This is a genomic window from Aromatoleum evansii (assembly GCF_012910805.1).
GTDB classification, from domain to species: domain Bacteria; phylum Pseudomonadota; class Gammaproteobacteria; order Burkholderiales; family Rhodocyclaceae; genus Aromatoleum; species Aromatoleum evansii.
The window spans coordinates 29,050-49,683 of record NZ_WTVK01000026.1 but is presented as its reverse complement, the minus strand read 5'-3'; the positions used below and the strand labels follow the sequence as shown (position 1 = coordinate 49,683).

Annotated in this window: 21 protein-coding genes; 6 read left to right on the top strand and 15 right to left on the bottom strand. The window is 69.1% G+C overall.

Annotated features, from left to right (window positions below):
- Positions 1–23 precede the first annotated feature (23 nt).
- On the top strand, positions 24–1,184 hold the full coding sequence (locus GO615_RS14580) for a pyridoxal phosphate-dependent aminotransferase (protein ID WP_169129253.1): 1,161 nt from the start codon (positions 24–26) through the stop codon (positions 1,182–1,184).
- A gap of 42 nt (positions 1,185–1,226) precedes the next feature.
- Here the strand turns inward: GO615_RS14580 and GO615_RS14575 are convergent, their stop codons facing one another.
- The 4 genes from GO615_RS14575 to gcvA all read right to left on the bottom strand — a co-directional run bounded on the left by GO615_RS14575 (position 1,227) and on the right by gcvA (position 6,274).
- Positions 1,227–1,955, bottom strand: a complete 729-nt coding sequence (locus GO615_RS14575) for a transglycosylase SLT domain-containing protein (protein WP_246262294.1) — start codon at positions 1,953–1,955, stop codon at positions 1,227–1,229.
- A 404-nt stretch (positions 1,956–2,359) separates the two neighbouring features.
- Positions 2,360–2,986 carry a 1,6-anhydro-N-acetylmuramyl-L-alanine amidase AmpD gene (gene ampD, locus GO615_RS14570; RefSeq protein WP_211167122.1) on the bottom strand — a complete coding sequence of 209 codons (627 nt, stop codon included), beginning with the start codon at positions 2,984–2,986 and terminating at the stop codon, positions 2,360–2,362.
- A complete protein-coding gene (locus tag GO615_RS14565) occupies positions 2,979–5,237 on the bottom strand; it encodes a YgiQ family radical SAM protein (protein ID WP_169129251.1) in 2,259 nt (752 codons plus the stop codon). Before GO615_RS14565 ends, ampD begins: the two co-directional genes overlap by 8 nt.
- Before the next feature lie 53 nt (positions 5,238–5,290).
- Positions 5,291–6,274: a transcriptional regulator GcvA gene (gcvA, locus tag GO615_RS14560; protein ID WP_169129249.1), complete on the bottom strand. Its 984-nt coding sequence runs from the start codon at positions 6,272–6,274 to the stop codon at positions 5,291–5,293.
- Positions 6,275–6,404: 130 nt separating this feature from the next.
- On the opposite strand from gcvA, the gene GO615_RS14555 reads away from it, so the two are divergent.
- A complete protein-coding gene (locus tag GO615_RS14555) occupies positions 6,405–6,581 on the top strand; it encodes a hypothetical protein (protein WP_169129247.1) in 177 nt (58 codons plus the stop codon).
- 28 nt (positions 6,582–6,609) lie between these two features.
- Here the strand turns inward: GO615_RS14555 and GO615_RS14550 are convergent, their stop codons facing one another.
- Together GO615_RS14550 and GO615_RS14545 are read right to left on the bottom strand one after the other, a co-directional pair.
- Positions 6,610–6,984, bottom strand: a complete 375-nt coding sequence (locus tag GO615_RS14550; protein WP_169129245.1) for a DUF2784 family protein — start codon at positions 6,982–6,984, stop codon at positions 6,610–6,612.
- A gap of 10 nt (positions 6,985–6,994) precedes the next feature.
- The gene (locus GO615_RS14545; RefSeq protein WP_169129243.1) at positions 6,995–7,978 is read right to left on the bottom strand and encodes a DMT family transporter; all 984 of its coding nucleotides are present in this window, start codon (positions 7,976–7,978) and stop codon (positions 6,995–6,997) included.
- Positions 7,979–8,209: 231 nt separating this feature from the next.
- On the opposite strand from GO615_RS14545, the gene GO615_RS14540 reads away from it, so the two are divergent.
- The 4 genes from GO615_RS14540 to GO615_RS14525 all read left to right on the top strand — a co-directional run bounded on the left by GO615_RS14540 (position 8,210) and on the right by GO615_RS14525 (position 11,575).
- Positions 8,210–8,995 (top strand): (Fe-S)-binding protein, encoded by a 786-nt coding sequence (locus GO615_RS14540; RefSeq protein WP_169129241.1) that lies wholly within the window; start codon positions 8,210–8,212, stop codon positions 8,993–8,995.
- Positions 8,995–10,401, top strand: a complete 1,407-nt coding sequence (locus GO615_RS14535; RefSeq protein WP_169129240.1) for a LutB/LldF family L-lactate oxidation iron-sulfur protein — start codon at positions 8,995–8,997, stop codon at positions 10,399–10,401. The genes GO615_RS14540 and GO615_RS14535 overlap by 1 nt, the downstream gene beginning before the upstream one ends.
- Positions 10,398–11,039: a LutC/YkgG family protein gene (locus GO615_RS14530; RefSeq protein ID WP_169129239.1), complete on the top strand. Its 642-nt coding sequence runs from the start codon at positions 10,398–10,400 to the stop codon at positions 11,037–11,039. Before GO615_RS14535 ends, GO615_RS14530 begins: the two co-directional genes overlap by 4 nt.
- A gap of 167 nt (positions 11,040–11,206) precedes the next feature.
- On the top strand, positions 11,207–11,575 hold the full coding sequence (locus tag GO615_RS14525; protein ID WP_169129237.1) for a hypothetical protein: 369 nt from the start codon (positions 11,207–11,209) through the stop codon (positions 11,573–11,575).
- Between the two features lie 9 nt (positions 11,576–11,584).
- On the opposite strand, the gene GO615_RS14520 is transcribed toward GO615_RS14525, so the two are convergent.
- The 9 genes from GO615_RS14520 to GO615_RS14480 form a co-directional block, all read right to left on the bottom strand.
- Complete coding sequence (locus GO615_RS14520; RefSeq protein WP_169129235.1) at positions 11,585–12,190, bottom strand: acyl carrier protein phosphodiesterase; 606 nt, start codon at positions 12,188–12,190, stop codon at positions 11,585–11,587.
- 11 nt (positions 12,191–12,201) lie between these two features.
- The gene (locus tag GO615_RS14515; RefSeq protein ID WP_339380036.1) at positions 12,202–13,080 is read right to left on the bottom strand and encodes a LysR substrate-binding domain-containing protein; all 879 of its coding nucleotides are present in this window, start codon (positions 13,078–13,080) and stop codon (positions 12,202–12,204) included.
- The gene (locus GO615_RS14510) at positions 13,077–13,667 is read right to left on the bottom strand and encodes a DNA-3-methyladenine glycosylase I (protein WP_169129233.1); all 591 of its coding nucleotides are present in this window, start codon (positions 13,665–13,667) and stop codon (positions 13,077–13,079) included. The genes GO615_RS14515 and GO615_RS14510 overlap by 4 nt, the downstream gene beginning before the upstream one ends.
- A gap of 242 nt (positions 13,668–13,909) precedes the next feature.
- Positions 13,910–15,199: a cobyrinic acid a,c-diamide synthase CobB gene (locus GO615_RS14505; RefSeq protein WP_169129232.1), complete on the bottom strand. Its 1,290-nt coding sequence runs from the start codon at positions 15,197–15,199 to the stop codon at positions 13,910–13,912.
- Positions 15,196–16,044 (bottom strand): uroporphyrinogen-III C-methyltransferase, encoded by an 849-nt coding sequence (gene cobA, locus GO615_RS14500; protein WP_169129230.1) that lies wholly within the window; start codon positions 16,042–16,044, stop codon positions 15,196–15,198. The genes GO615_RS14505 and cobA overlap by 4 nt, the downstream gene beginning before the upstream one ends.
- A 287-nt stretch (positions 16,045–16,331) precedes the next feature.
- A complete protein-coding gene (gene cobO / locus GO615_RS14495) occupies positions 16,332–16,943 on the bottom strand; it encodes a cob(I)yrinic acid a,c-diamide adenosyltransferase (RefSeq protein WP_169129228.1) in 612 nt (203 codons plus the stop codon).
- Between the two features lie 2 nt (positions 16,944–16,945).
- A complete protein-coding gene (locus GO615_RS14490; RefSeq protein ID WP_169129226.1) occupies positions 16,946–17,731 on the bottom strand; it encodes an ABC transporter ATP-binding protein in 786 nt (261 codons plus the stop codon).
- The gene (locus GO615_RS14485; RefSeq protein ID WP_169129224.1) at positions 17,728–18,708 is read right to left on the bottom strand and encodes a FecCD family ABC transporter permease; all 981 of its coding nucleotides are present in this window, start codon (positions 18,706–18,708) and stop codon (positions 17,728–17,730) included. Before GO615_RS14485 ends, GO615_RS14490 begins: the two co-directional genes overlap by 4 nt.
- A 37-nt stretch (positions 18,709–18,745) precedes the next feature.
- Positions 18,746–20,620, bottom strand: coding sequence for a TonB-dependent receptor domain-containing protein (locus GO615_RS14480; protein ID WP_169129222.1), 1,875 nt, complete (start codon positions 20,618–20,620; stop codon positions 18,746–18,748).
- Positions 20,621–20,634 lie beyond the last annotated feature (14 nt).

Sequence of the window (20,634 nt, the reverse complement as noted above, 5' to 3'; positions counted from 1 at the left end):
CCGATCGCACCCGAGGATTCCGCATGAGCCCGCATCTCGCCCGCCGCACCGTCGACATCCAGCCGTTCCACGTGATGGAGCTGCTACGACGCGCACGCGAGCTCGAAGCGCAGGGGCGCGACATCATCCACATGGAAGTCGGCGAGCCGGACTTCGCGACGCCGCAGCCGATGATCGATGCGGCGACGCGCTTCCTCGCCGGCGGCGACGTGCATTACACCGCGGCCCTCGGCCTGCCGCCGCTGCGCGAGGCGATCGCACGCTTCTACCAGGAGCGCTTCGGCGCGGACGTCGCACCTGAGCGCATCATCGTGACGCCGGGGGCCTCCGGCGCGCTGATGCTGGCGCTGGCCGCCACGACCGACCCGGGCGACGAGTGGCTGCTGCCCGACCCCGGCTACCCGTCGAACCGCCACCTCGTGCGCAGTTTCGAGGGCGTGCCGCGCGCGCTGCCGGTGGGCGCGGAGACGCGCTACCAGCCGACACCCGACCAGGTGGCCGGCGCGTGGACGGCACGCACGCGCGGGCTGATCGTCGCCAGCCCGTCCAACCCCACCGGCACCCTGCTCGAGCAGGCCGAACTGGCCGCATTGCGGACGGCGGTGCTCGCGCGCGGGGGCACGCTGATCGTCGATGAGATCTACCAGGGCCTGACCTACGGCGTCGACGCGAGCACCGTGCTGAAGAGCATGGACGACGTGTTCGTCGTGAACAGCTTCTCCAAGTATTTCGGCATGACCGGGTGGCGCCTGGGCTGGCTGGTCGCTCCGCAGGCCTACGTGCGCGAGATCGAGAAGCTTGCACAGCACTTTTTCATCTCGCCCTCGACGCCAGCGCAGCACGCCGCGCTGGCCGCCTTCGCGCCCGCGACGATAGAAATCCTGGAGGCGCGCCGGCACGAGTTCGCGCAGCGCCGTGACACGCTGCTGCCAGCCCTGCGCGAACTGGGGTTCGTGGTTGCGGCGGAGCCGCAGGGGGCCTTCTACATCTACGCGGACGTGTCACGCCTCGCCGACGACAGCGAAGCGCTCGCGCAGCGCCTGATCGAGGAAGCCGGAGTGGCGGCGACGCCGGGGCTGGACTTCGGCGACAACCAGCCGCGCCGCCACCTGCGCATCGCCTACACGAACCGCAGTGAGCGCCTGCTGGAAGCGGCCGAACGCATCGCGCGCATGCTGGCCTGAGGAAGATCGGCGCGACGGGGAGACGCTCCCCTCCGCCGCGGATCAGACGCCGGTTTCGGTCTTGGCGCGGGATGCTGCCGCGACCAGGCGCTTCTTCATCGCCAGCACCTTGTTCGCGTAGCTCGCGTTCGGATCGCGGAGCGCGCCGCCGTAGTACTGCAGCGCGGTTTGCAGGGTGCCGAAGCGCTGCATGCCTTCGACGAGCACCATCGTGCCGACGCGGATGTTGAGCGTGGGGTCGAACAGTGCGTCCTCGCCGGCGTTGCGGCCGATCTTGTCCATATGGAAGCGCGGGATCACCTGCATCAGGCCCTGCGCGCCCATGTTGCTCTCGGCGAAGGGATTGAAGCTCGATTCGATCGCCATCACCGCGACGATCAGCAAGGGGTCGATGCCGAGCTTGCGGCCACTGAGTTCGGCTGCCGTAAGCAGCGGCTCGAGCGTGCGCGTCGAAACTTTGTAGCGCTGAGCGACAAAATCGCGCACGCCGCGCATCTCGATGGACAAGCCGCCTGCCGATGCGACGGACTTCGGCCGAGGTGTTTCGGTGGGCGCATGCGCGACCGGCGCCTGTGCCGCGTCGCCTGCTGCGACGGACTCCGACGCCCCCGCGGCGAGGTCAGCGTAGCTGACGGGATCCTTCTGCAGATAAGCCGCTCCGACGAACGCGACGAGCGCGAAGGCGGTGAGCATCAGACTGCCGTGGACGAAATGCACGAAGAACGCGGCCGCGCCGTGAGGCCTGCGGCCAGGACAAGTTGCGTGAGTCATCGGTACCTCCCTGCTGCGACCATGCTCCCCGACCGCGGCGCCAACAGCACGCCCAGGCAGACTTCGCCTGTCAGTCGGATGATCACGTCTTCAGTGGTTGTTCGAGCGCGCGATCGCAACCAGATCTCACGCCCGGCGAGGATGGGATGCGCTCTCCGGCGCTGCCCCAGGGCACCCGATTTCGCTGGAAATCGCGCACCGCCCCGCGTCCAATTATTGAAAAACCACGTTGCTGCACCGCAGCAACGACCCTACTTTATTGATTTGATTGGGCTTGGTCAACCAGGCACACGGCCTGGGAAGTCCCTCCGCCCTCCTCCTGGACGCGAAGTCTTGCACAGGCAGGCATTCGAAGGCTGCGGAAAAATTGTCACAAAAGATGTAACAACATCATTCGGAAGGGCTCAGACCGTCCCTGACGCCGGTCCGCAGGCGAGCTTCGGCAGGTCGAGCGCCAGCCGCAATCGCTGCCAGTCGAAGCACGGACCGGGGTCGGTCTTGCGCCCCGGAGCGATGTCCGAATGGCCGGTGACCGCCTCGACCGGGTAGTGCGCACACAGCACGCGCAGCAGCGCGGCGAGGCGGGTGTACTGCGCCGGCTCGAAGGGCTGGGTGTCGCAGCCTTCCAGCTCGATACCGATCGAGAAGTCGTTGCAGCGCTCGCACCCGTTCCAGCTCGACACGCCGGCATGCCATGCGCGCGCGTCCGTGGGCACGAACTGCATCAGGCGGCCGTCGCGGCGGATGAAGAAGTGCGCCGACACGCGCAGAGGGCTGATCGCAGCGTAGTATGGGTGTTCCGCGGGATCGAGGGCGTTCGTGAACAACTGCTCGACGCCCGGACCGCCGAACTCGTCCGGCGGCAGGCTGATCGCATGCACGACGATCAGCTTCACCTCGTTGCCGGCGGGGCGCGCATCGCAGTTCGGCGACGGACAGTGCTGCGCCCCTTCCAGCCATCCGCCCGCGAGCGGTCCGAGGCCGTCCTCGACCGGCTCGCGGAACATGAGCTCCGTCGTTGGCCTACGCATGGCGCTTGCCCGTGCGGGCGGGCTTGCCGCTCGCGGCCGCAGCGGAACGTGCCGGCGCACGCCCCGCCGGCGCACCACGGTTGCCTGCCGGCGCCGGCCTGCCGCCGGGCTGACGCTTGCCTGCCGGGCCTCCGGACGGCGGGCGCCCCGCGGATGCCGCAGGGCGCTCGGCCGCGCCCAGCGGCACGCCCGGCTGATGGCGCGGCACGAGGCAGTGCGGCCCGTTGCCGATCAGGTCGGCGCGCCCCATGTGCTGCAGCGCCTCGCGGATGAGCGGCCAGTTCTCCGGGTCGTGCCAGCGCAGCAGGGCCTTGTGCAGCTTGCGGACCTTGCCGGAGCGGGCGGTCTCGACGACCTCGGAGTCCGCCGATACCTTGCGCAATGGGTTGCGACGGCTGTGGTACATCGTCGTCGCCATCGCCATCGGCGTGGGCAGGAAGGTCTGCACCTGGTCGGGCCGGAAGCCCTGTTTCTTGAGCCATAGCGCGAGGTTCACCATGTCCTCGTCGGTCGTCCCGGGGTGCGCGGCGATGAAGTAGGGCACGAGGTGCTGCTTCTTGCCCGCCTCCTGCGAGTATTTCTCGAACATCGCGGCGAACTTCTCGTAGGTGCCGATGCCGGGCTTCATCATCTTCGACAGCGGTCCCTCCTCGGTATGCTCGGGCGCGATCTTGAGCAGCCCGCTGACGTGGTGCGTGACGAGCTCCTTCACGTACTCGGGCGATCGCACCGCGAGGTCGTAGCGCAGCCCCGAGCCGATGGTCACGCGCTTGACGCCGGGAATCGCGCGCGCCTTGCGGTACAGCGACACGAGCGGCGCGTGGTCGGTGCCGAGGTTCTCGCAGATGTCCGGGTACACGCAGGACAGGCGCCGGCACGAGGTCTCGATCTTCTTGTCCTTGCACGCGAGGCGGTACATGTTCGCGGTGGGGCCGCCAAGGTCGGTGATGTGACCCTTGAAGTCGGGCGTGCGGTCGCGGATCTCCTCGATCTCGCGCAGGATCGAGCCTTCGGAGCGGCTCTGGATGATGCGGCCCTCGTGCTCGGTGATCGAGCAGAAGGTGCAGCCGCCGAAACAGCCGCGCATGATGTTGATCGAGAACTTGATCATGTCCCAGGCCGGAATGCGCGTGTCGCCGTAGGCGGGGTGCGGGCGGCGCGCGTAGGGCAGGCCGTAGACGAAGTCCATCTCCGGCGTGGAGAGCGGGATCGGCGGCGGGTTGAGCCACACGTCGCGCCGGCCCGGCCCTTCGCCGTGCGCCTGCACGAGCGCCCGCGCGTTGCCCGGGTTGGACTCCAGGTGGAACACGCGCGAAGCGTGCGCGTACATCACCGGGTCGACGCTGACGGTCTCGTAGGAGGGCAGGCGGACGGCGGTCTTGCCGCGGGCGGCGCGGCGCGCGGCGACGCGCTCGGCGGCGGGAACGATGCGCACCGGCTGGGCACCATCGCCCGTGGGCTGCGCGGCCGGCGCAGTGCTCTTCTCCGCCTCCATTGCGTAGGGATCGGGATGCGGTTCGATGCGGCCGGGACGGTCCAGGCTCAGCGAGTCGATCTCGCTCCAGTCCTCCCCCGGCAGCCAGCCTGGCTTCACCATGAAGGCGGTGCCGCGCAGGTCGCGGATCGCTGCAATCGGCTCGCCGGCATCGAGGCGGCGAGCGAGATCGACGAGCGCACGCTCGGCATTGCCGAAAATCAGCAGGTCGGCCTTGGAGTCGGGCAGCACCGAGCGGCGCACCTTGTCGGACCAGTAATCGTAATGCGCGATGCGACGCAGCGAGGCCTCGATGCTGCCGATCACGACGTTCACATCCGGGAAAGCCTCTCGCGCGCGCTGCGCGTAGACGGTCACCGCGCGGTCGGGGCGCTTGCCGGCTTCGGCGCCGGGGGTGTAGGCGTCGTCGGAGCGGATCTTGCGGTCGGAGGTGTAGCGGTTGACCATCGAATCCATGTTGCCGGCGGTGATGCCGAAGAACAGGCGCGGCCGGCCGAGCGCGCGGAAGGGCTCGGCGCTCTTCCAGTCGGGCTGGCTGATGATGCCGACGCGAAAGCCCTGCGCCTCGAGCAGCCGCCCTATCAGGGCCATGCCGAAGCTGGGGTGGTCGATGTAGGCGTCGCCGGTCACGAGGATCACGTCGCACGCGTCCCAGCCGAGCGCCTTCATCTCGGCGCGGGACATCGGCAGGAAGGGCGAGGGACGGGCCGGCGGGCGGGCGCCCGCGGTGATGCTGGGGGGAGAATCGGGGATCATTGTCGCGTGCATTGTACTCGGACGCCCGGAGGCGCCATTCGGTTCAGTTCGACTCAATCGGCGAGCGCGGCCTGCGCATCGGCCAAGCGGATGGCGTCGCGGCGGGCCTCGTCCAGCAGCCAGTCGCGGAACGCGGCGACGTGGGCCCGCGGGGCCACAGCCTGCGGCGTCACGATGTAATAGGCAAAACGGCGCCGCAGGCTGATGCCGAAGGGCACGACGAGGCGGCCGGCGGCGACCTCCGCGGCAACCAGCGGTTTGGACACCAGCGCGACGCCCAACCCGTCGAGCGCCGCAGCGATGGCGAGGCCGGAGTCGCTGAAATGCAGGCCGGCATCGGCGCGCACCGCGGATGCCCCGGCCGCCTGCAACCACTCCGCCCAGGTCGGCCGCTCGCGCGTGTCGGGCACGGTATCGTCGTGGATCAGGCAATGCCGCCGCAGGTCGGACGGCTGGCGCAGCGGAATCTTCGCGCGCAGCAGCGCCGGGCTGCACACCGCGGTGTATTCGGGTTCGAGCAGCAGCTCGCAGCGATAGCCGGGATACGTGCCCGTGCCGAAGCGGATCCACAACTGGCCGCCCTCGGCGCGCGCGGTGAGCGGCTCGATACCCAGCCCCGCGGCGTCGCGGCCGTCGATGGCCTTGGTGGCGCTCGCCAGATGCAGCTCGACCTGCGGGTGCACTTCGGCGAAACGTTGCAGGCGCGGGACCAGCCAGCGCGAGGCGAAGGATGGCGGGGCGACGACCGACAGGCGGCTCAACGGCCGCATCGCGCGGACGGCCTCGACCGACTCGGCGATCGCGCCCATCGCTTCGCGCAGCTTGGGCAGCATCGCCGCCCCCTCCGGGGTCAGTTCGAGCGCGCGCGTCAGGCGTCGGAACAGGGGCACGCCCAGATCCTTCTCGAGGCCGCGGATCTGGTGGCTGACAGCGGTCGGGGTAACGGACAGCTCCTCGGCGGCGCGCTTGAAGCTCAGGTGACGCGCCGCGACCTCGAAGGCGCGCAGGGCGTTGAGCGGCGGGAGACGGACGGCCATACGCGGACGATCACATGGATGAATTTTTCTAAGGCATCACATGATGAACGATCGTTTGTTGCGACGCAACAAGCTCCGTACAGTCGCGTCCATGCCCTCACGAAGGGCTGCAACGTCAAGGAGCCGCACGATGGACAAGGACTATCTCTTCTACCAAGGCCGAATCCGCGAAGCGCAGCGTCTGCGCAACGAAGCCCTGGGCCAGCTCCTGGCCGACGGCTGGCACGGCACGAAACGCGTGGTCACCCGCATTGCACGGGCCGCAGTCGGCCTGCTGCTGGGCGTGCGTTACCCCCAACCCCACTGAAACGCAATGCGCCTCACGAGGGCGCCGGTCACTCGCCCGCCCTGCGCCTCCGACGCAGGGCGACGATGCCGTACACGAGCACGTTGACCACCAGCACCAGCAGGCCGAGCACGAGCTGGACCCGCGGCGTGAGGCCCGCGGGATAGATCAGCGGGATCAGGTAATGCTCGATGAAGCCGCCGCGGTAATCCACACCGCCCGCAGCCAGGCGCAGCGTCTTCTCGAGCGGAGTCAGCGGACAGGTCCAGCCGATCAGTTCGATCGCCGCGCCGTAGGCGGCCACTGGCAGATGTGCCCACTTCGCGCGCGGCCAGCGCAGCGTCAATAGGCCGCCGAACACCACGAAGGCGATGAAGAGCGCGTGCACCAGCACGACGAGATCGGCCGCCATCAGCGCAAGCACGCTTTTCTCCTCAGGATCCGGTTGCGGCCGGCCGGAACACGCGCACCCCGAGCAGGACGCCCGCGACCAGCAGGACGATGCCGACGGCCTCGCCGAGGCCCGGCCAGCGGCCGTACCACAGGAAAGCATAGAGCAAGGCCGCCAGCGTTTCGAACACGATCAGCTGGCCAGCGAACGCCGGCGGCAGCAGGTGGCTTGCGCGGTTCCACAGCAGGGTGCCGAGCCACGATGCGGCAAGGCCCGTGAGCAGCATCAGGCCGACGAAGGCCAGGGGTCGAGGCCCGAACGGCCACTCGAATGCCGCGGCCGACGCAGTCGCGCCTTCCCACAGCGCGAAACCGGCGGCGGCGGCGAGCGCGAGCGGCAGCGTCACCAGACCCTGCGCAGTCGCCCAGGGACGCGCGAGGCCCGCACCGCGGGCACGCAGCCAGCGTGCGTTGCGAATCGGATACCAGGTCCACGACGCGACCGCGACGGCGGCCAGCAGCAGACCGGCCACGTAGCGCAAGCCGCCGCGGGCGCCCTCCTGCCCGCCCGCATCGGTCGCATGCGCGGCAGAGTCGAACTGCACGACCACGAGGCCGGCGAGGATCACCACCAGCGGCAAGGCGAGGCGCCGCCACGCGACGACGTCCGCGGCATTGCCGGCACGGCGCTCGGTGAGGTTCGCACAGATCGCGATCACGACCGGCAACGTGCCGATCATCAGCGTCGGCACCGGGGCGCCCGCGAGCTGGATCGCGCTCGCGAGCGTCGCGTAATAGAGGAGGTTGCCGACCAGCGCGAGCTTGCCGGCCTCGATCCAGTCGGCCCGCGCGAGCCTTGCCAGTGCCGCGCGGTCCATCCACGCGAGGGCGACGGCAAGGACGCCGAAGGCGATGTAGCGGCCGAACGCGAGCACGATGCCGGGGTATTCCCCGAGCATCAGCGGGACGACGAACACGAGCCCCCACAACATCCCCGCGCCGAGCGCCGCGAGCAAACCAGCCAGCATGGATTCCTTCCCCGTATCGAAGGCGCGCAGTGTGCCATGCAATGCCGATCCGGGGGTGCGGGGAAACCCTGAGCGTGCGCGATTCGGGCGCGGCAGCTGCTATGCTGACCAGGACATGAATCGGGCTCATCACAGGGCTGAAAATCCCTCGCTGCGCCCTGGCGCGGAGCTTGTTAACATCGCGCCACCTCGTTCCACACCATTTCCGAACAAGAACCGGAGACCTCCCTCATGACCGAATCGCCCACCCGCGGGCCGCGCGTCGGACTGTTCGCCACCTGCCTGATGAACGTGTTCCGCCCGAACGTCGGCTTCTCGGCGGTGAAACTCCTCGAAGACGCCGGCTGCACCGTCGAGGTGCCCGCAAACCAGACCTGCTGCGGCCAGCCCGGCTACAACAGCGGCGACTACGACGCGGCGCGCGCGCTCGCCCGCCAGGTGATCGAGGCCTTCGAGAACTACGACTACATCGTCGGACCGTCCGGTTCGTGCATGGCGACCATCCGCCACGACTACCCGGTGCTGTTCCAGGACGACCCGGTGTGGCTGCCGCGCGCGCAGGCGCTGTCGGAGAAAAGCTGGGAATTGCTGTCCTTCCTCGCCGACGTGCTGCATGCGGCGCCGTCCGACTCGCGCTACGAAGGCACGGTCACCTACCACGACTCCTGTTCGGGCTTGCGCGGCCTGGGCATCAAGGGCCAGCCGCGCGCGCTGCTCGGCGAGGTCGACGGCCTCAAGCTCAAGGAGATGGAGGACAGCGAGGTGTGCTGCGGCTTCGGCGGCACCTTCTGCGTGAAGTATCCGGAGATCTCCGAGAAGATGGTCGAGGACAAGGTCAGGAACGTCCTCGCGACGGGCGCCGACACGCTCGTCGGCGGCGACCTGGGCTGCCTGATGAACATCGCCGGGCGACTGAAGCGCGTCAATGCGCCGGTGAAGGTCTTCCACACTGCCGAAGTGCTCGCCGGCCTCGCCGACGGCCCCGGTCTCGCCGGCGCCGCGAAGGAGAGCGAGTGATGGAGATCCGTTCCAAGGAATTCAAGCAGCGCTCGGTCTTCGCGATCCACGACGCGAACCTGCAGACCGCGCTCGGCCGCGCGCGCTACGGCTTCGTTGGCAAGCGCGCGCTGCAGGTCGCCGAACTGCCGGAATTCGAGCGCCTGCGCGAGGAAGCGAAGAACACCAAGAATCACATCCTCGACAACCTCGACCATTACCTCGAGCGCTACGAGGCGGCCGTGACGGCCGCCGGCGGCCATGTGCACTGGGCGCGCGACGCCGAGGAGGCGAGGAAGATCATCCTCGACATCTGCAAGCGCGTCGACGCGAAGACCGTCACCAAGGGCAAGTCGATGGTATCCGAGGAGATCGGGCTCAACGAGGCGCTGATCGAGAACGGCATGGAAGTCGTCGAGACCGACCTCGGCGAATACATCATCCAGCTCGCGCACGAACCGCCCTCGCACATCATCGCGCCGGCCGTTCACAAGACCAAGGACCAGGTCTCCGACCTCTTCGAGGCCGCGCACGGCGGCCCGCGCAAGACCGAGGTGCCGGACCTCGTCAATGAGGCGCGCCTGGTGCTGCGCGACAAGTACTTCAAGGCCGACGTCGGCATCACCGGCGGCAACTTCCTCGTCGCCGAGACCGGCTCGTCGATCATCGTGACGAACGAGGGCAACGGCGACCTCACTCAGACGCTCGCGAAGGTGCATATTGTCACCTCCGGCATCGAGCGCGTGGTGCCGACGCTCGACGACGCGACGCTGTTCCTGCGCCTGCTGGCGCGCAGCGCCACCGGCCAGGAGACCGAGACCTACACGACGATCTCGACCGGCCCGCGCCGCGCCGAGGACCTCGACGGCCCCGAGGAGTACCACGTGGTGCTGGTCGACAACGGCCGCTCGAAGATGCTCGCCGGGCGCTTCAAGGAGATGCTGCGCTGCATCCGCTGCGGCGCGTGCATGAACCACTGCCCGGTGTATGGCGCGGTCGGCGGCCACGCCTACGGCTGGGTCTATCCGGGGCCGATGGGCTCGGTGCTCACGCCGCTGATAAAGGGCCTGGACAACGCCTACGACCTGCCCAACGCGTGCACGCTGAACGGCCGCTGCGCCTCGGTGTGCCCGGTGAAGATCCCGTTGCCGGACCTGTTGCGCGAGCTGCGCCACATGCAGCACCAGCAGGACATCACGCCGGTGATGCAGAAACGCGCGCTGAAAGTGTGGCGCTACGTCGCGACGCGGCCGAAGCTCTACCACGCGCTCGAACAGGTCGGCGCCCGCTTCCTGTCGGCGATCGCGAAGAACGGAAGCATCCGCCGCCTGCCGCTCGCGAGCGGCTGGACCGACGTGCGCGACCTGCCGGCACCGGCGGGCCGCACCTTCCTGGAACTGTGGCAAGGCAAGCGAGGCCAGAAATGACTGCAGCAGCGAACGCCCGCGAGGCGATCCTCAATTCCGTCCGCTCCGCGCTGCGGCGCGGACCGCTCGACGACGCACGACGCGCCGAACTCGACGCGCGCCGCCCGCAACACACCCGCCCGGCGCAGGACGAGGAACTCGTCGCGCGCTTCATCCGCAAGTTCGAGAGCCGCGCCGGCACCACCGCGCGCGTCGCGAGCCGTGCCGACGTGCCCGCTGCGGTCGAGGCCTATCGCGCCGACAAGGGCCTTCCCGCGCGCGCCGCGGTCGGCGCCGCACTGAACGACCTGGCGTTCGCGAGCCTCGAGACTCACCACGCCCCGGCCGGCATCGACGAGGCGATGGCCGTGTCTCAGGCCTTGTGCGGCATCGCCGAGCCGGGCAGCCTGATGATGGCCTCCGGTCCGGCGAGCCCGATCACGCACAACTTCGTGCCCGACGACCACATCGTCGTGCTCGACGCGAACGCGATCGTCGGCCACTTCGAGGAGGCCTGGGACATCCTGCGCGCCCGCCCGGAAGGCATGCCGCGCGCGACCAACATCATCTCCGGCCCCTCGCGCACGGCCGACGTCGAGCAGACCATCCAGCTCGGCGCGCACGGCCCGCGCCGCGTGCATGTGATCATCGTCGGCTGAGACCGGCAGGCACGCCCGGGGGCCGTTTCAATGCTCCCGGGCTAACCCGTTTCATGCATATCCGCTTACAACTCGGCGACAACTTCTCCCTTCGATCTCGCGTTTAATGCGCATGGGGACAACGGTACGCGCTGCGTGACGGTGTCCGGTTCGTCAGGAGAAGAATCATGAAATCGAAAACCCTCAAACTGCTTGCCGCAATGATCGCCGGGGGTGCCCTGATCGCTGCCACGCCCGCCCATGCCGACCGCGACCACTGGCGCGACGACGGCTACCGCGAGTGGCGCGACCACGATCGCGGCCACCGGCACGGCCACTACAAGAAATTCCGCGACCGCGAGCGCGTCGTGATCCGCGAACGGATCGTCGAACGCCGCCCGGTGGTGCGCGAATACCGCTATTACGAGCGCCCGATCGGCTACTACGCCCCGGCGCCGGTCTATGCCGCCCCGGTTTACGCGCCGCGCATCTATCCGCGCGATCCGGCGATCACCATCGGCGTCGACATCCCGCCGCTGGTCATTCCGTTGCGCTGACGCAACACTTCACAACGCCCGCTCGCCGGGTCCGCGCAGGGCCCGGCGCTCCGCGGCGAACGCTTCCGCCGCGCCGATGAACTCGAGGAAATCCGCCTCGAAGCCGGCATAGTCGGCGAGGAGTTCCGCGCCGCTGCCGGTCAGCGGATTCGCTCGGCGCAGCCTCAGCGCCATGCGGTCGAGCGCCATCGCGATGACATCCGCCGAGCGATAACTCCCCAGCCAGTCCGATTCGCGCATGCGCGGCAGGATCGCCGCGAGCCGTGGCGGCAGCAGCGCGCCGTTGGCGTCCAGCAGCGCGTACATCGCCGCGCTGAAGCGCTCGAGCGGCTCGTCGTGGTAGCGCTCCCAGTGCAGCGCGAGGAAGTGGTCGTAGAACATGTCGACCATCACCCCGGCGACGCGACGCCGCTCCGGCGAGACCCGCGCACGGCTGCGCAGGAAGGCGGGATGGGTTTCGGCGAAGAGGTCGATCTGGCGATGCAGGCGCACGCCTGCGGCGAGGTCGGGCGGCAGGCCGGCCGGCAACGGCCCTTTCACGAAGTCGCCCATCAGCCCGCCGAGGCGGTCCGCGGGGGCTTCGCCGGCGAGCCAGGCGTGCGCGAGGAAATTCATGTCGGGTTTGCCTAGGCGAACGCGGCCGCGAGCCAGTCGATGAATCCCTGCACCACCGCACGCTTGCTCTGCGCCGGCGTGCTCACCGCGTAGTAGGTGAACGGGGCCGGCGCGGACACACCGAAGAGCGGCACCAGCCGGCCCGTCTCCACCCACGCCGCCGACAGGCGCCGCGTACCCACCGCCGCGCCCAGACCGGCCGCGGCGATCTCCATCAGCATGCCGAGATCGTTGAACACGGCACCGCGCTCGGGCTCCGCCCAGTCGAGACCGGCCGCGAGGAAGCACGGCCGCCATGGCAGCAGCGGCGAGCGCAGTAATTCCAGGCCGGCAAGATCGGCCATGCCGGCGGGCGCATGCGCGGCCACCCATGACGGCGCGGCGAGCGGCACCATGATGTCGTCGAAGAGCTTGCGCACGACCCGCTCCGGGTATTCGCCGCGCCCCCAGCGCACCTCGACGTCGGCCGCCTCGGCCGTCACGTCCTGCAGCGGGATCGACAGGTGCGCCTCCAGTTCCACCTCGGGATGCGCGCGCAGGTATTCGGGCAGGCGCGCCATCAGCAACTGCCGCGCGAAGGTCGGCGGCAGCGACACGCGCAGGCGCTCGCGCTCGGGCCGCAGCACGGCGCCCGCCTGCGCGAGCCGGTCGAAAGCCGCGCGCACGCTGTCGAGGTACAGTCGTCCGGCGGTGGTCGGCCGCACGCCGCCGGGCCCGCGCTCGAACAGCGCAGTGCCGAGCTGGGTTTCGAGCTGGCGGATGCGGTGGCTGACGGCACTCGGCGTCACGCACAGTTCCTCGGCCGCCTGCGCGAAGCCGCCCAAGCGCGCGGCCGCCTCGAAGGCCGCGAGCGCGTGCATCGGCGGCACGTGGCGCAGCGGTGCGCTCACGCCGGGCTCCGCAAACGAGCGAGTTCCGCGACTTCGCGGTGGCGCGGGCAGGTGACGACATGGTCGTTCGTCATCCCCGCGGCCTGCATCAGCGCGTAGCAGATCGTGCTGCCGACGAACTTGAAGCCGCGCGCCTTGAGCGCCTTGCTCATCGCGTCGGACTGCGGCGTGGTCGCGGGGATCTCGGCGAGCGCGGCGAACGCATTCTGCACCGGCCGGCCGTCGACGAAGCCCCACAGCCAGGCGGCCGGGTCGATGCCGGCGTCCCGCAGGTCGAGCCACGCGCGCGCATTGAGGATCGCCGCGTCGATCTTCGCACGGTTGCGGATGATGCCGGGGTCGGCGAGCAGGTCCGCCTTCTTCGCGTCGTCGTAGCGCACGATGCGCTCGGGGTCGAAGCCGTCGAACACGGCACGGTAGCGCTCGCGCTTCCGCAGCACCGTGATCCACGACAGCCCCGCCTGCGCGCCTTCGAGGACGAGGAATTCGAACAGCGTGCGCGCATCGTCGGTCGGCACGCCCCATTCGGTGTCGTGGTAATGGACGTAGAGCGGGTCATTGCCCGCCCAGGCGCAGCGCTCGGTCATGGGGTTTCTCCGGTGGGCGCATCCGCGGCCCGGCTCACGCTGAAGTTTATTGAACCAGCCATCAAACGCAATCGTTGGCGCCCGATGCGTCGATGAGGATCGTGGGAGTCGATTCTCCTGTGGGAGCGGCTTCAGCCGCGAAGCAGCGGTGTTGCGGAGTGATCCGCCGATTCGCGGCTGAAGCCGCTCCCACAGTTGCTCCCACACTGCAGCCCCCACGCTCCGCGCTCCATGCCCCGAGTTCAGCCAAAGATCCGCGCCACCGCCTCCGCATCCGACGGGAAATAGAAATGCACGTAGGAGGCCGTCAGCCGCCCCTGGCGGTAGATCGCCTCGCCCTCACGTCCGTCGGGCGTCTGGGCGCGCACGAGGGGCGCGAGCGGGGTGTCGCTCTTCGAATAATGGAAGGTGTGACCGCGCAAGCGCCCTTCGGGCAGTTCCGCCACCTGCATCCCGAGCGCCGCGAGCCGTTGCTGCATCACTGCGCGCCCCGGCAACAGACCGGCGAAGGCGTGCTCCCGCCCGGCCTTGTCGACGACGGTTTCGAACAGGCTCATCATCCCGCCGCACTCGGCGAGCAGCGGCTTGCCTGCCGCCGCGTGCGCACGCAGAGCGGGAAAGAAATGCGGATTGGCGGCGAGCGTTTCGCCATGCAGCTCAGGGTAGCCGCCCGGCAGCCACACGGCGTCGCAGTCGGGCAACGCGTCGCCGGCAAGCGGCGAGAAGAATTCGAGCCGCGCGCCCAGCTCGCGCAAGGTGTCGAGGTTCGCCGGGTAGATGAAGCCGTAGGCCGCATCGCGCGCGATCGCGATCGTGCGCCCGGCCAGCAGCGGCGTCAGTTGCGGCGGCAGCGTGGCGGGGAATTCGACCGGCTCCGGCAGATCGGCCGCGCCGGTCGCCGCGATGCCGTCGGCGAAGCGGTCCAGCCGCGCTTCGAGGTCGGCGATCTCGGCCGCCTGCAGCAGCCCCAGGTGGCGCTCCGGTAGCCCCGCCTGCGCGTCGCGCGACAGCGCGCCGTACCAGCGCATGCCCGCCGGCAAGGCGTCGCGCAGCATCTCCGCATGGCGCGCGCTGCCGACATGGTTCGCGAGCACGCCGGAAAACGGCAGGCCGGGCTGGTAGTGCGCGAGCCCGTAGGCCACCGCACCGAAGGTCTGCGCCATCGCGCGCGCATCGATCACCGCCATCACCGGCAGGCCGAAGCGGCGTGCGATGTCCGCCCCCGAGGGATTGCCATCGTAGAGGCCCATCACCCCTTCGACGAGGATCAGGTCGGCCTCGCGCGCGGCCGCATGCAGGCGCCACGCCGCGTCCGCCTCGCCACACATGCCCAGGTCGAGGTTGTACACCGGCGCGCCGCTCGCAACCGCGTGGATCTGCGGATCGAGGAAGTCCGGCCCACACTTGAACACGCGCACGCGCCGCCCCTGCCGCGCGTGCAGGCGTGCGAGGGCCGCGGTGACGGTGGTCTTGCCCTGGCCGGAAGCGGGCGCAGCGACGAAGAGCGCGGGGCAGCGTGCAGTCTCGCTCATCGCTCCTCCTCTCCGCGATGCACCGCAGTGCAGCCCGCGTGCGGCGGATGGGCCGCCGGCGCGCTGTCTGGAGTGAACCACGCGAGGCGTGGATACAGGCCGACGACGTCGCCGACGATGGTCAGCGCCGGCGGGCGGATGCCCTCGTCCGCGACCACTTGTGGCAGCGTCGCAAGCGTGCCGACGGCGACGCGCTGCGCCGGCGTCGTGCCGCGCTCGACGACGCCTGCCGGCGTTTCCGCCGGCAGGCCGTGGGCGACGAGTTCGCGGCAGATGTCGGGCAGGCGCGAGATACCCATGTAGATCACCAGTGTCTGGCCGCGCCGCGCGAGCATCGGCCAGTCGAGATCGAGTGCGCCGTCCTTGAGGAAGCCGGTCGTGAACACGACCGAGCGGGCGTGGTCGCGGTGCGTGAGCGGGATGCCCGCATAGGCGGCGACGCCCGCTGCGGCGGTGACGCCGGGCACGATCTCGACGGTGATGCCGGCTGCGACCAGCACCTCCATCTCCTCGCCGCCGCGGCCGAAGATGAAGGGGTCGCCCCCCTTCAGGCGCACGACGCGCTTGCCCGCCTGCGCAAGGCGCACGAGCAGCTGGTTGATGTCGTCCTGCGGCAGCGTGTGGTCGGCGGCCTTCTTGCCGACGTAATGGCGCTCGGCGGTCGCGGGCGCGAGGTCCACGATCGCCGGGCTGACGAGGTTGTCGTAGACGATGGCGTCCGCGCCGGCGACCAGGCGCGCGCCGCGCAGGGTCAGCAGCTCGGGGTCGCCCGGGCCGGCGCCGACGAGGTAGACGTGGCCCGCGGCCGGGCCGGGGCGGGGATTCGGGAGGTCGGGAAGGGACATGGGGGTCTCTTCTGTGTTGTCGCGATTTAATTTAGACAGCTGGAGGGTATTGCGGGCTGCAAGCCGGCGGCATTGTCCAGGACTCGCGGCGGCTTGTCCCCCAGCCCTTCGACGGGCAAGGGACGACGCAATTTTCCCCCTGCGTTGCTTGCGGAGCGAACCCGTGGGAGCGGCTTTAGCCGCGAAATCGGCGCCGATTCGCGGCTGCAGCCGCTCCCACTGTCATTACCCTTGCTTCCGAAGGCCGACATGAGCCCGGCCGCACGTAGTTCCGCGATCGCCCTGACTCAGAACTCCAGCCCCGGCATCGCCCTCACGCCGGCCGCGAACGCATGTTTCACGAGCCCCATGTCGGTCACCGTATCGGCCGCCTCGACGAGCTCCGGCGGCGCCGCACGGCCGGTCACGATCACGTGCTGGTGCCCAGGCCGCGCGTGCAGGTCGGCGACGACGGTGTTCACATCAAGATAGCGGTACTTCAGCGCGATGTTCAGTTCGTCGAGCACGACGAGGCCGATCGCGGGATCGCGCAGCAGCGTGCGCGCCTGTTCCCACGCGGCCTCGGCAGCCGCGACGTCGCGCGCGCGGTCCTGCGTGTCCCAAGTAAAGCCCTCGCCCATCACGTGCCACACGACACCCGGCTGGCGGCGGAAGAAGGCCTCCTCGCCGGTGTCCGAGCGCCCCTTGATGAACTGCACGACGCCCACCTGCATGCCGTGGCCGAGCGCGCGCGCGACGACGCCGAAGGCGGCGCTCGACTTGCCCTTGCCGTTGCCGGTATTGACCAGCAGCACGCCGCGCTCGATCTGCGCGGCGGCGATCTTTTCGTCCACCACCGCCTTCTTGCGCTGCATGCGCTCGGCGTGACGGATGTTCTTCTCGTTGTCCTGTTCGTTCATGCTCAATCGGGGATGAAGAGGATCCGCTCGCCCACGTCGAGGCGGCGGATCGGGTGGTCGAAGGCGCGACTGAGGTGATCCGCCTGCAGGACCTCCTCGCGCGCACCGGCAAGCACGCCGCCCTTGCCGTCAAGCAGGATCACGTGGTCGGCGAAGCGCGTCGCGAGATTGATGTCATGCAGCACCATCACCACACCGCACCCGTTGCGCTTGAGGCGCGCAAACAGCTCCAGTACGGCGATCTGGTAATGCAGGTCGAGGTGGTTGGTCGGCTCGTCGAGGAGGAAGAGCCGCGGCGCCTGTGTCAGCAGCGTCGCGATCGCCACGCGCTGGCGCTCGCCGCCGGACAGGCTGAGAACGTCCCGCCCGGCGAACTCTGCGAGGCCCACTTCAGCCAGCGCCGCCTGCGCGATGGCGATGTCGGCGGCCGTCTCCCAGCCCCAGCGGCCGAGATGCGGATGGCGGCCGACCAGCGTCGTCTGCAGCACCGAGGCGGAAAAGTGGTCCGGCTGCTGCTGCGCGAGCAGGCCGCGGAAACGCGCCGCCGCGAGGCTGTCCCAGTCCGCGTAGGAGCGTCCGCCGAGGCGCACGCTGCCCACCGTCACCGCGCGCAGGCCGGCAAGGGTGTGCAGCAGCGTGGTCTTGCCGGCCCCGTTGGGACCGAGCAGCACGAGACACTCGCCCGCGGCAAGCCGCAGGCTGAACTCGCAGCACAGCCAGCGCTCGCCGACCTGCAGCGCGAGGCGCTCGGCCTCGAGCAGGACGGACGGATCGCCGACCCCCGTCATCGTGAACTCCGCGACAGCAGGAACAGGAACACCGGCACGCCGATCAGCGCGGTGAGCACGCCGACGGGCAGCTGGACAGGCGCCATGACCGTGCGCGCAGCCGTGTCGGCGAGCGTGAGCAGCGTGCCACCTGCGAGCAGCGCCGCCGGCAGCAGCAGGCGCTGGTCGTTGCCGATGGCGAAGCGCACCAGATGCGGCACGACCAGGCCGACGAAGCCCACGGAGCCGACCAGCGTCACGGCCGCCGCAGTGAGCAGCGACGCGAGCACATAGAGCAGGTAGCGCAGCCGCCGCACGCGCACGCCCAGAGCGGAGGCCGTCGTCTCGCCGCGCGCGAGCACGTTGAGGTCGCGCGCGACCGGCAGCACCACCGCGAGTCCGGCGACGAGCACCACCAGCGCCGGCCACGGCCGGCTCGCGCCGCTGGCGTCGCCCATCAGCCAGAACAGCATCGACTGCAGGCGAGTGTCCGTCGCCAGCGACAGCATCAGCGTCACCGCCGCGCCGCAGCCGGCCGCGACGATGACGCCGGTGAGCAGCAGCCGTGTCTGCGTCCACGAGCCGTCGCCGTGCGCGAGCCCGAACACCACCAGCATCGCCGCCAGCGCGCCGCCGAAGGCCGCCCCGTCGACGACCCAGGACGACGCGCCGACCAGCATCGCCGCCAACGCCCCGACCGCGGCACCACCGGAGACGCCCAGCACATAGGGATCGGCCAGGGGGTTGCGCAGCAGCACCTGCATCAGCGCGCCGGCCAGCGCCAGCAGCCCGCCGCACACGAACACCGCCACCGCACGCGGCAGGCGCAGCTCGCGCACGACGTCGGCCGCCATGCCTTCGGCGCCGCGAAACAGCGCGCCGAAGACGTCGGCGAGGCCGATGGGCAGATCACCGGCGGACAGGGCCCACGTCAACGCGCACACGCCCACGAGCATGAGCCCCGCGATCACGAAGCCTGGTGATGTGCGTCCCGGCATGGGTCTCCTGTCATTCGTTCAAGACGGCCGCGCCCCCTCACTTGGGCGCGTACCGCACGCCCACGAAGACCGTGGCGCCGAGCGTATTGAACCCTTTCGCCAGCTCGTAATCACGATCGAGCACGTTGTTCGCCCTTGCCTCGATCGCCCAGTCGCGATTGACGGCATACCGCGCAAATAGGTTCAGCAGCGAATAGCCCGACAGCTCATTGACCTCGCCCGCACGGTCGAATCGCTTGCCGACGCCGATGAGCTCACCGCCGAAGCGGAACGGCCCCACTTCGCGCGAAATCGCCAGCCGTCCCTGCTCCCGCGCACGCCGATGCAGGCGCTTTCCGGTCTCGAGGTTCTTCGCATCCATCAGATCGATACTTGTCGAAACGTCGAAACCATAAAGCTTTGCGGCGTATGCGAACTCCCAGCCCTCGATCCGGGCATCATCGGTCTGCTCCGGCACAAACGCGAAGGTGGGGGGTGCGGCATTCCATTCGATGAGGTTGGATATCCTGTTGTTGAAATAGGTCACGGACGCGCTATGGCTCCCGTCGTCGTACTTCAACGCCGCCTCGCGATTGCGTGAGCGTTCCGGCTTCAGTGACGGATCACCGTGGTTTCCGAAGGAGTCCACGTAATAGAGGTCGTTCAGCGTCGGCGCCTTGAACGCGGTTCCGAGGGCTCCCGAAACTGACCACAGGGGCGTCAACTTGTATCCGTAAGACGCGAGATAGGTCGTCTCGTCACCGAACTGGCTGTTCTGGTCCTGGCGTACGTTGAGTTGCCACTGATGCCGGCCGAGGGTGGCACTCCAGCCGGCAAGCAGCGACTCGATCCAACGCCCCTTCTTCGCGAAGGCGGTGGTGCTGTCTACGCGCTGGTCCAGATACTCGTAGGCGAGAAGCGCCGACCCGAGCGGCAGCTTGACGTCGTTCTGCCACACCGCCTGGCTCTGAAGCGTATCGAACTGGAATGAATCGCGGAAGCCGCTCGACTCGTCCTTCGACTGCGCGATCCGGACGGTGCTCGTCCAGTTCGACGTCAGCCGGTTGCGGCTCGCCAGGCCGATCGACTCCGCCACGTCGTCATTGCCCACGTCCGCGCCGCCGCGGGAATTGAAGCCGTTCCCGTCATACCAGTTGCGCGTTTGTGCATGCAGGACATTCAGTTCGAGATCGTGGTCGTTGTTGAACTTGAACCCCAGGCTGCCCGAGGCCGTCGTGGCACGGAAGCCGTCGCGGTCCGCGTCGAGGGCCGGATCGTAATCGTGAAAAAACTGGCGGGCAGCGAAAGGTCCCTTCTTGGCTGACACGCCGTCGGTCTCGTACTGCCCTGCCCGGAAGGCGTACGACCACGCGCCGGCAGCGCCCGAGACGCCGGCGCTCACATCGGTCGTCTCGTAAGTGCCCGCACCAACGAAGAGTTCGGGCCGAAAACCGCCCTCCCCCTTCTTCGTGAACACCTGCACCACGCCGCCGACAGCGTCCGCGCCATACAGGGCAGAGGCCGGTCCGCGCAGAATCTCAACACGTTCGATCTGGTCGAGCGAAATGTTTTGGAACGGCGCCTGTCCGGTCGTCGCCGAACCGAGGCGCACGCCGTCGACGAACAGCACCGTGTGGTTCGAGTTCGTGCCACGCATGAACAAGGAGGATGTCTTTCCGGGCCCACCATTGCTCGAGATCTGCACACCGGCCCTGTTGCCGAGCAGTTCGAGCAGCGAGGATTGTCCGGATTGCTCGATTTCGTCCCGCTCGATGACGTCGACGCTGGCGAGGACTTCGGACGCGCGCTGAGGCTGACGGGTTGCGGTCACGACGACGGTTTCACCGGTTTTCTCTTCGGCGGCCACAGCGGCGGAAGCAAACGGCAATGCGGCAGCCACCGCGACGGCGGTGGCGGACAGGCGGATGTTCATCTGGGTTATTCTCC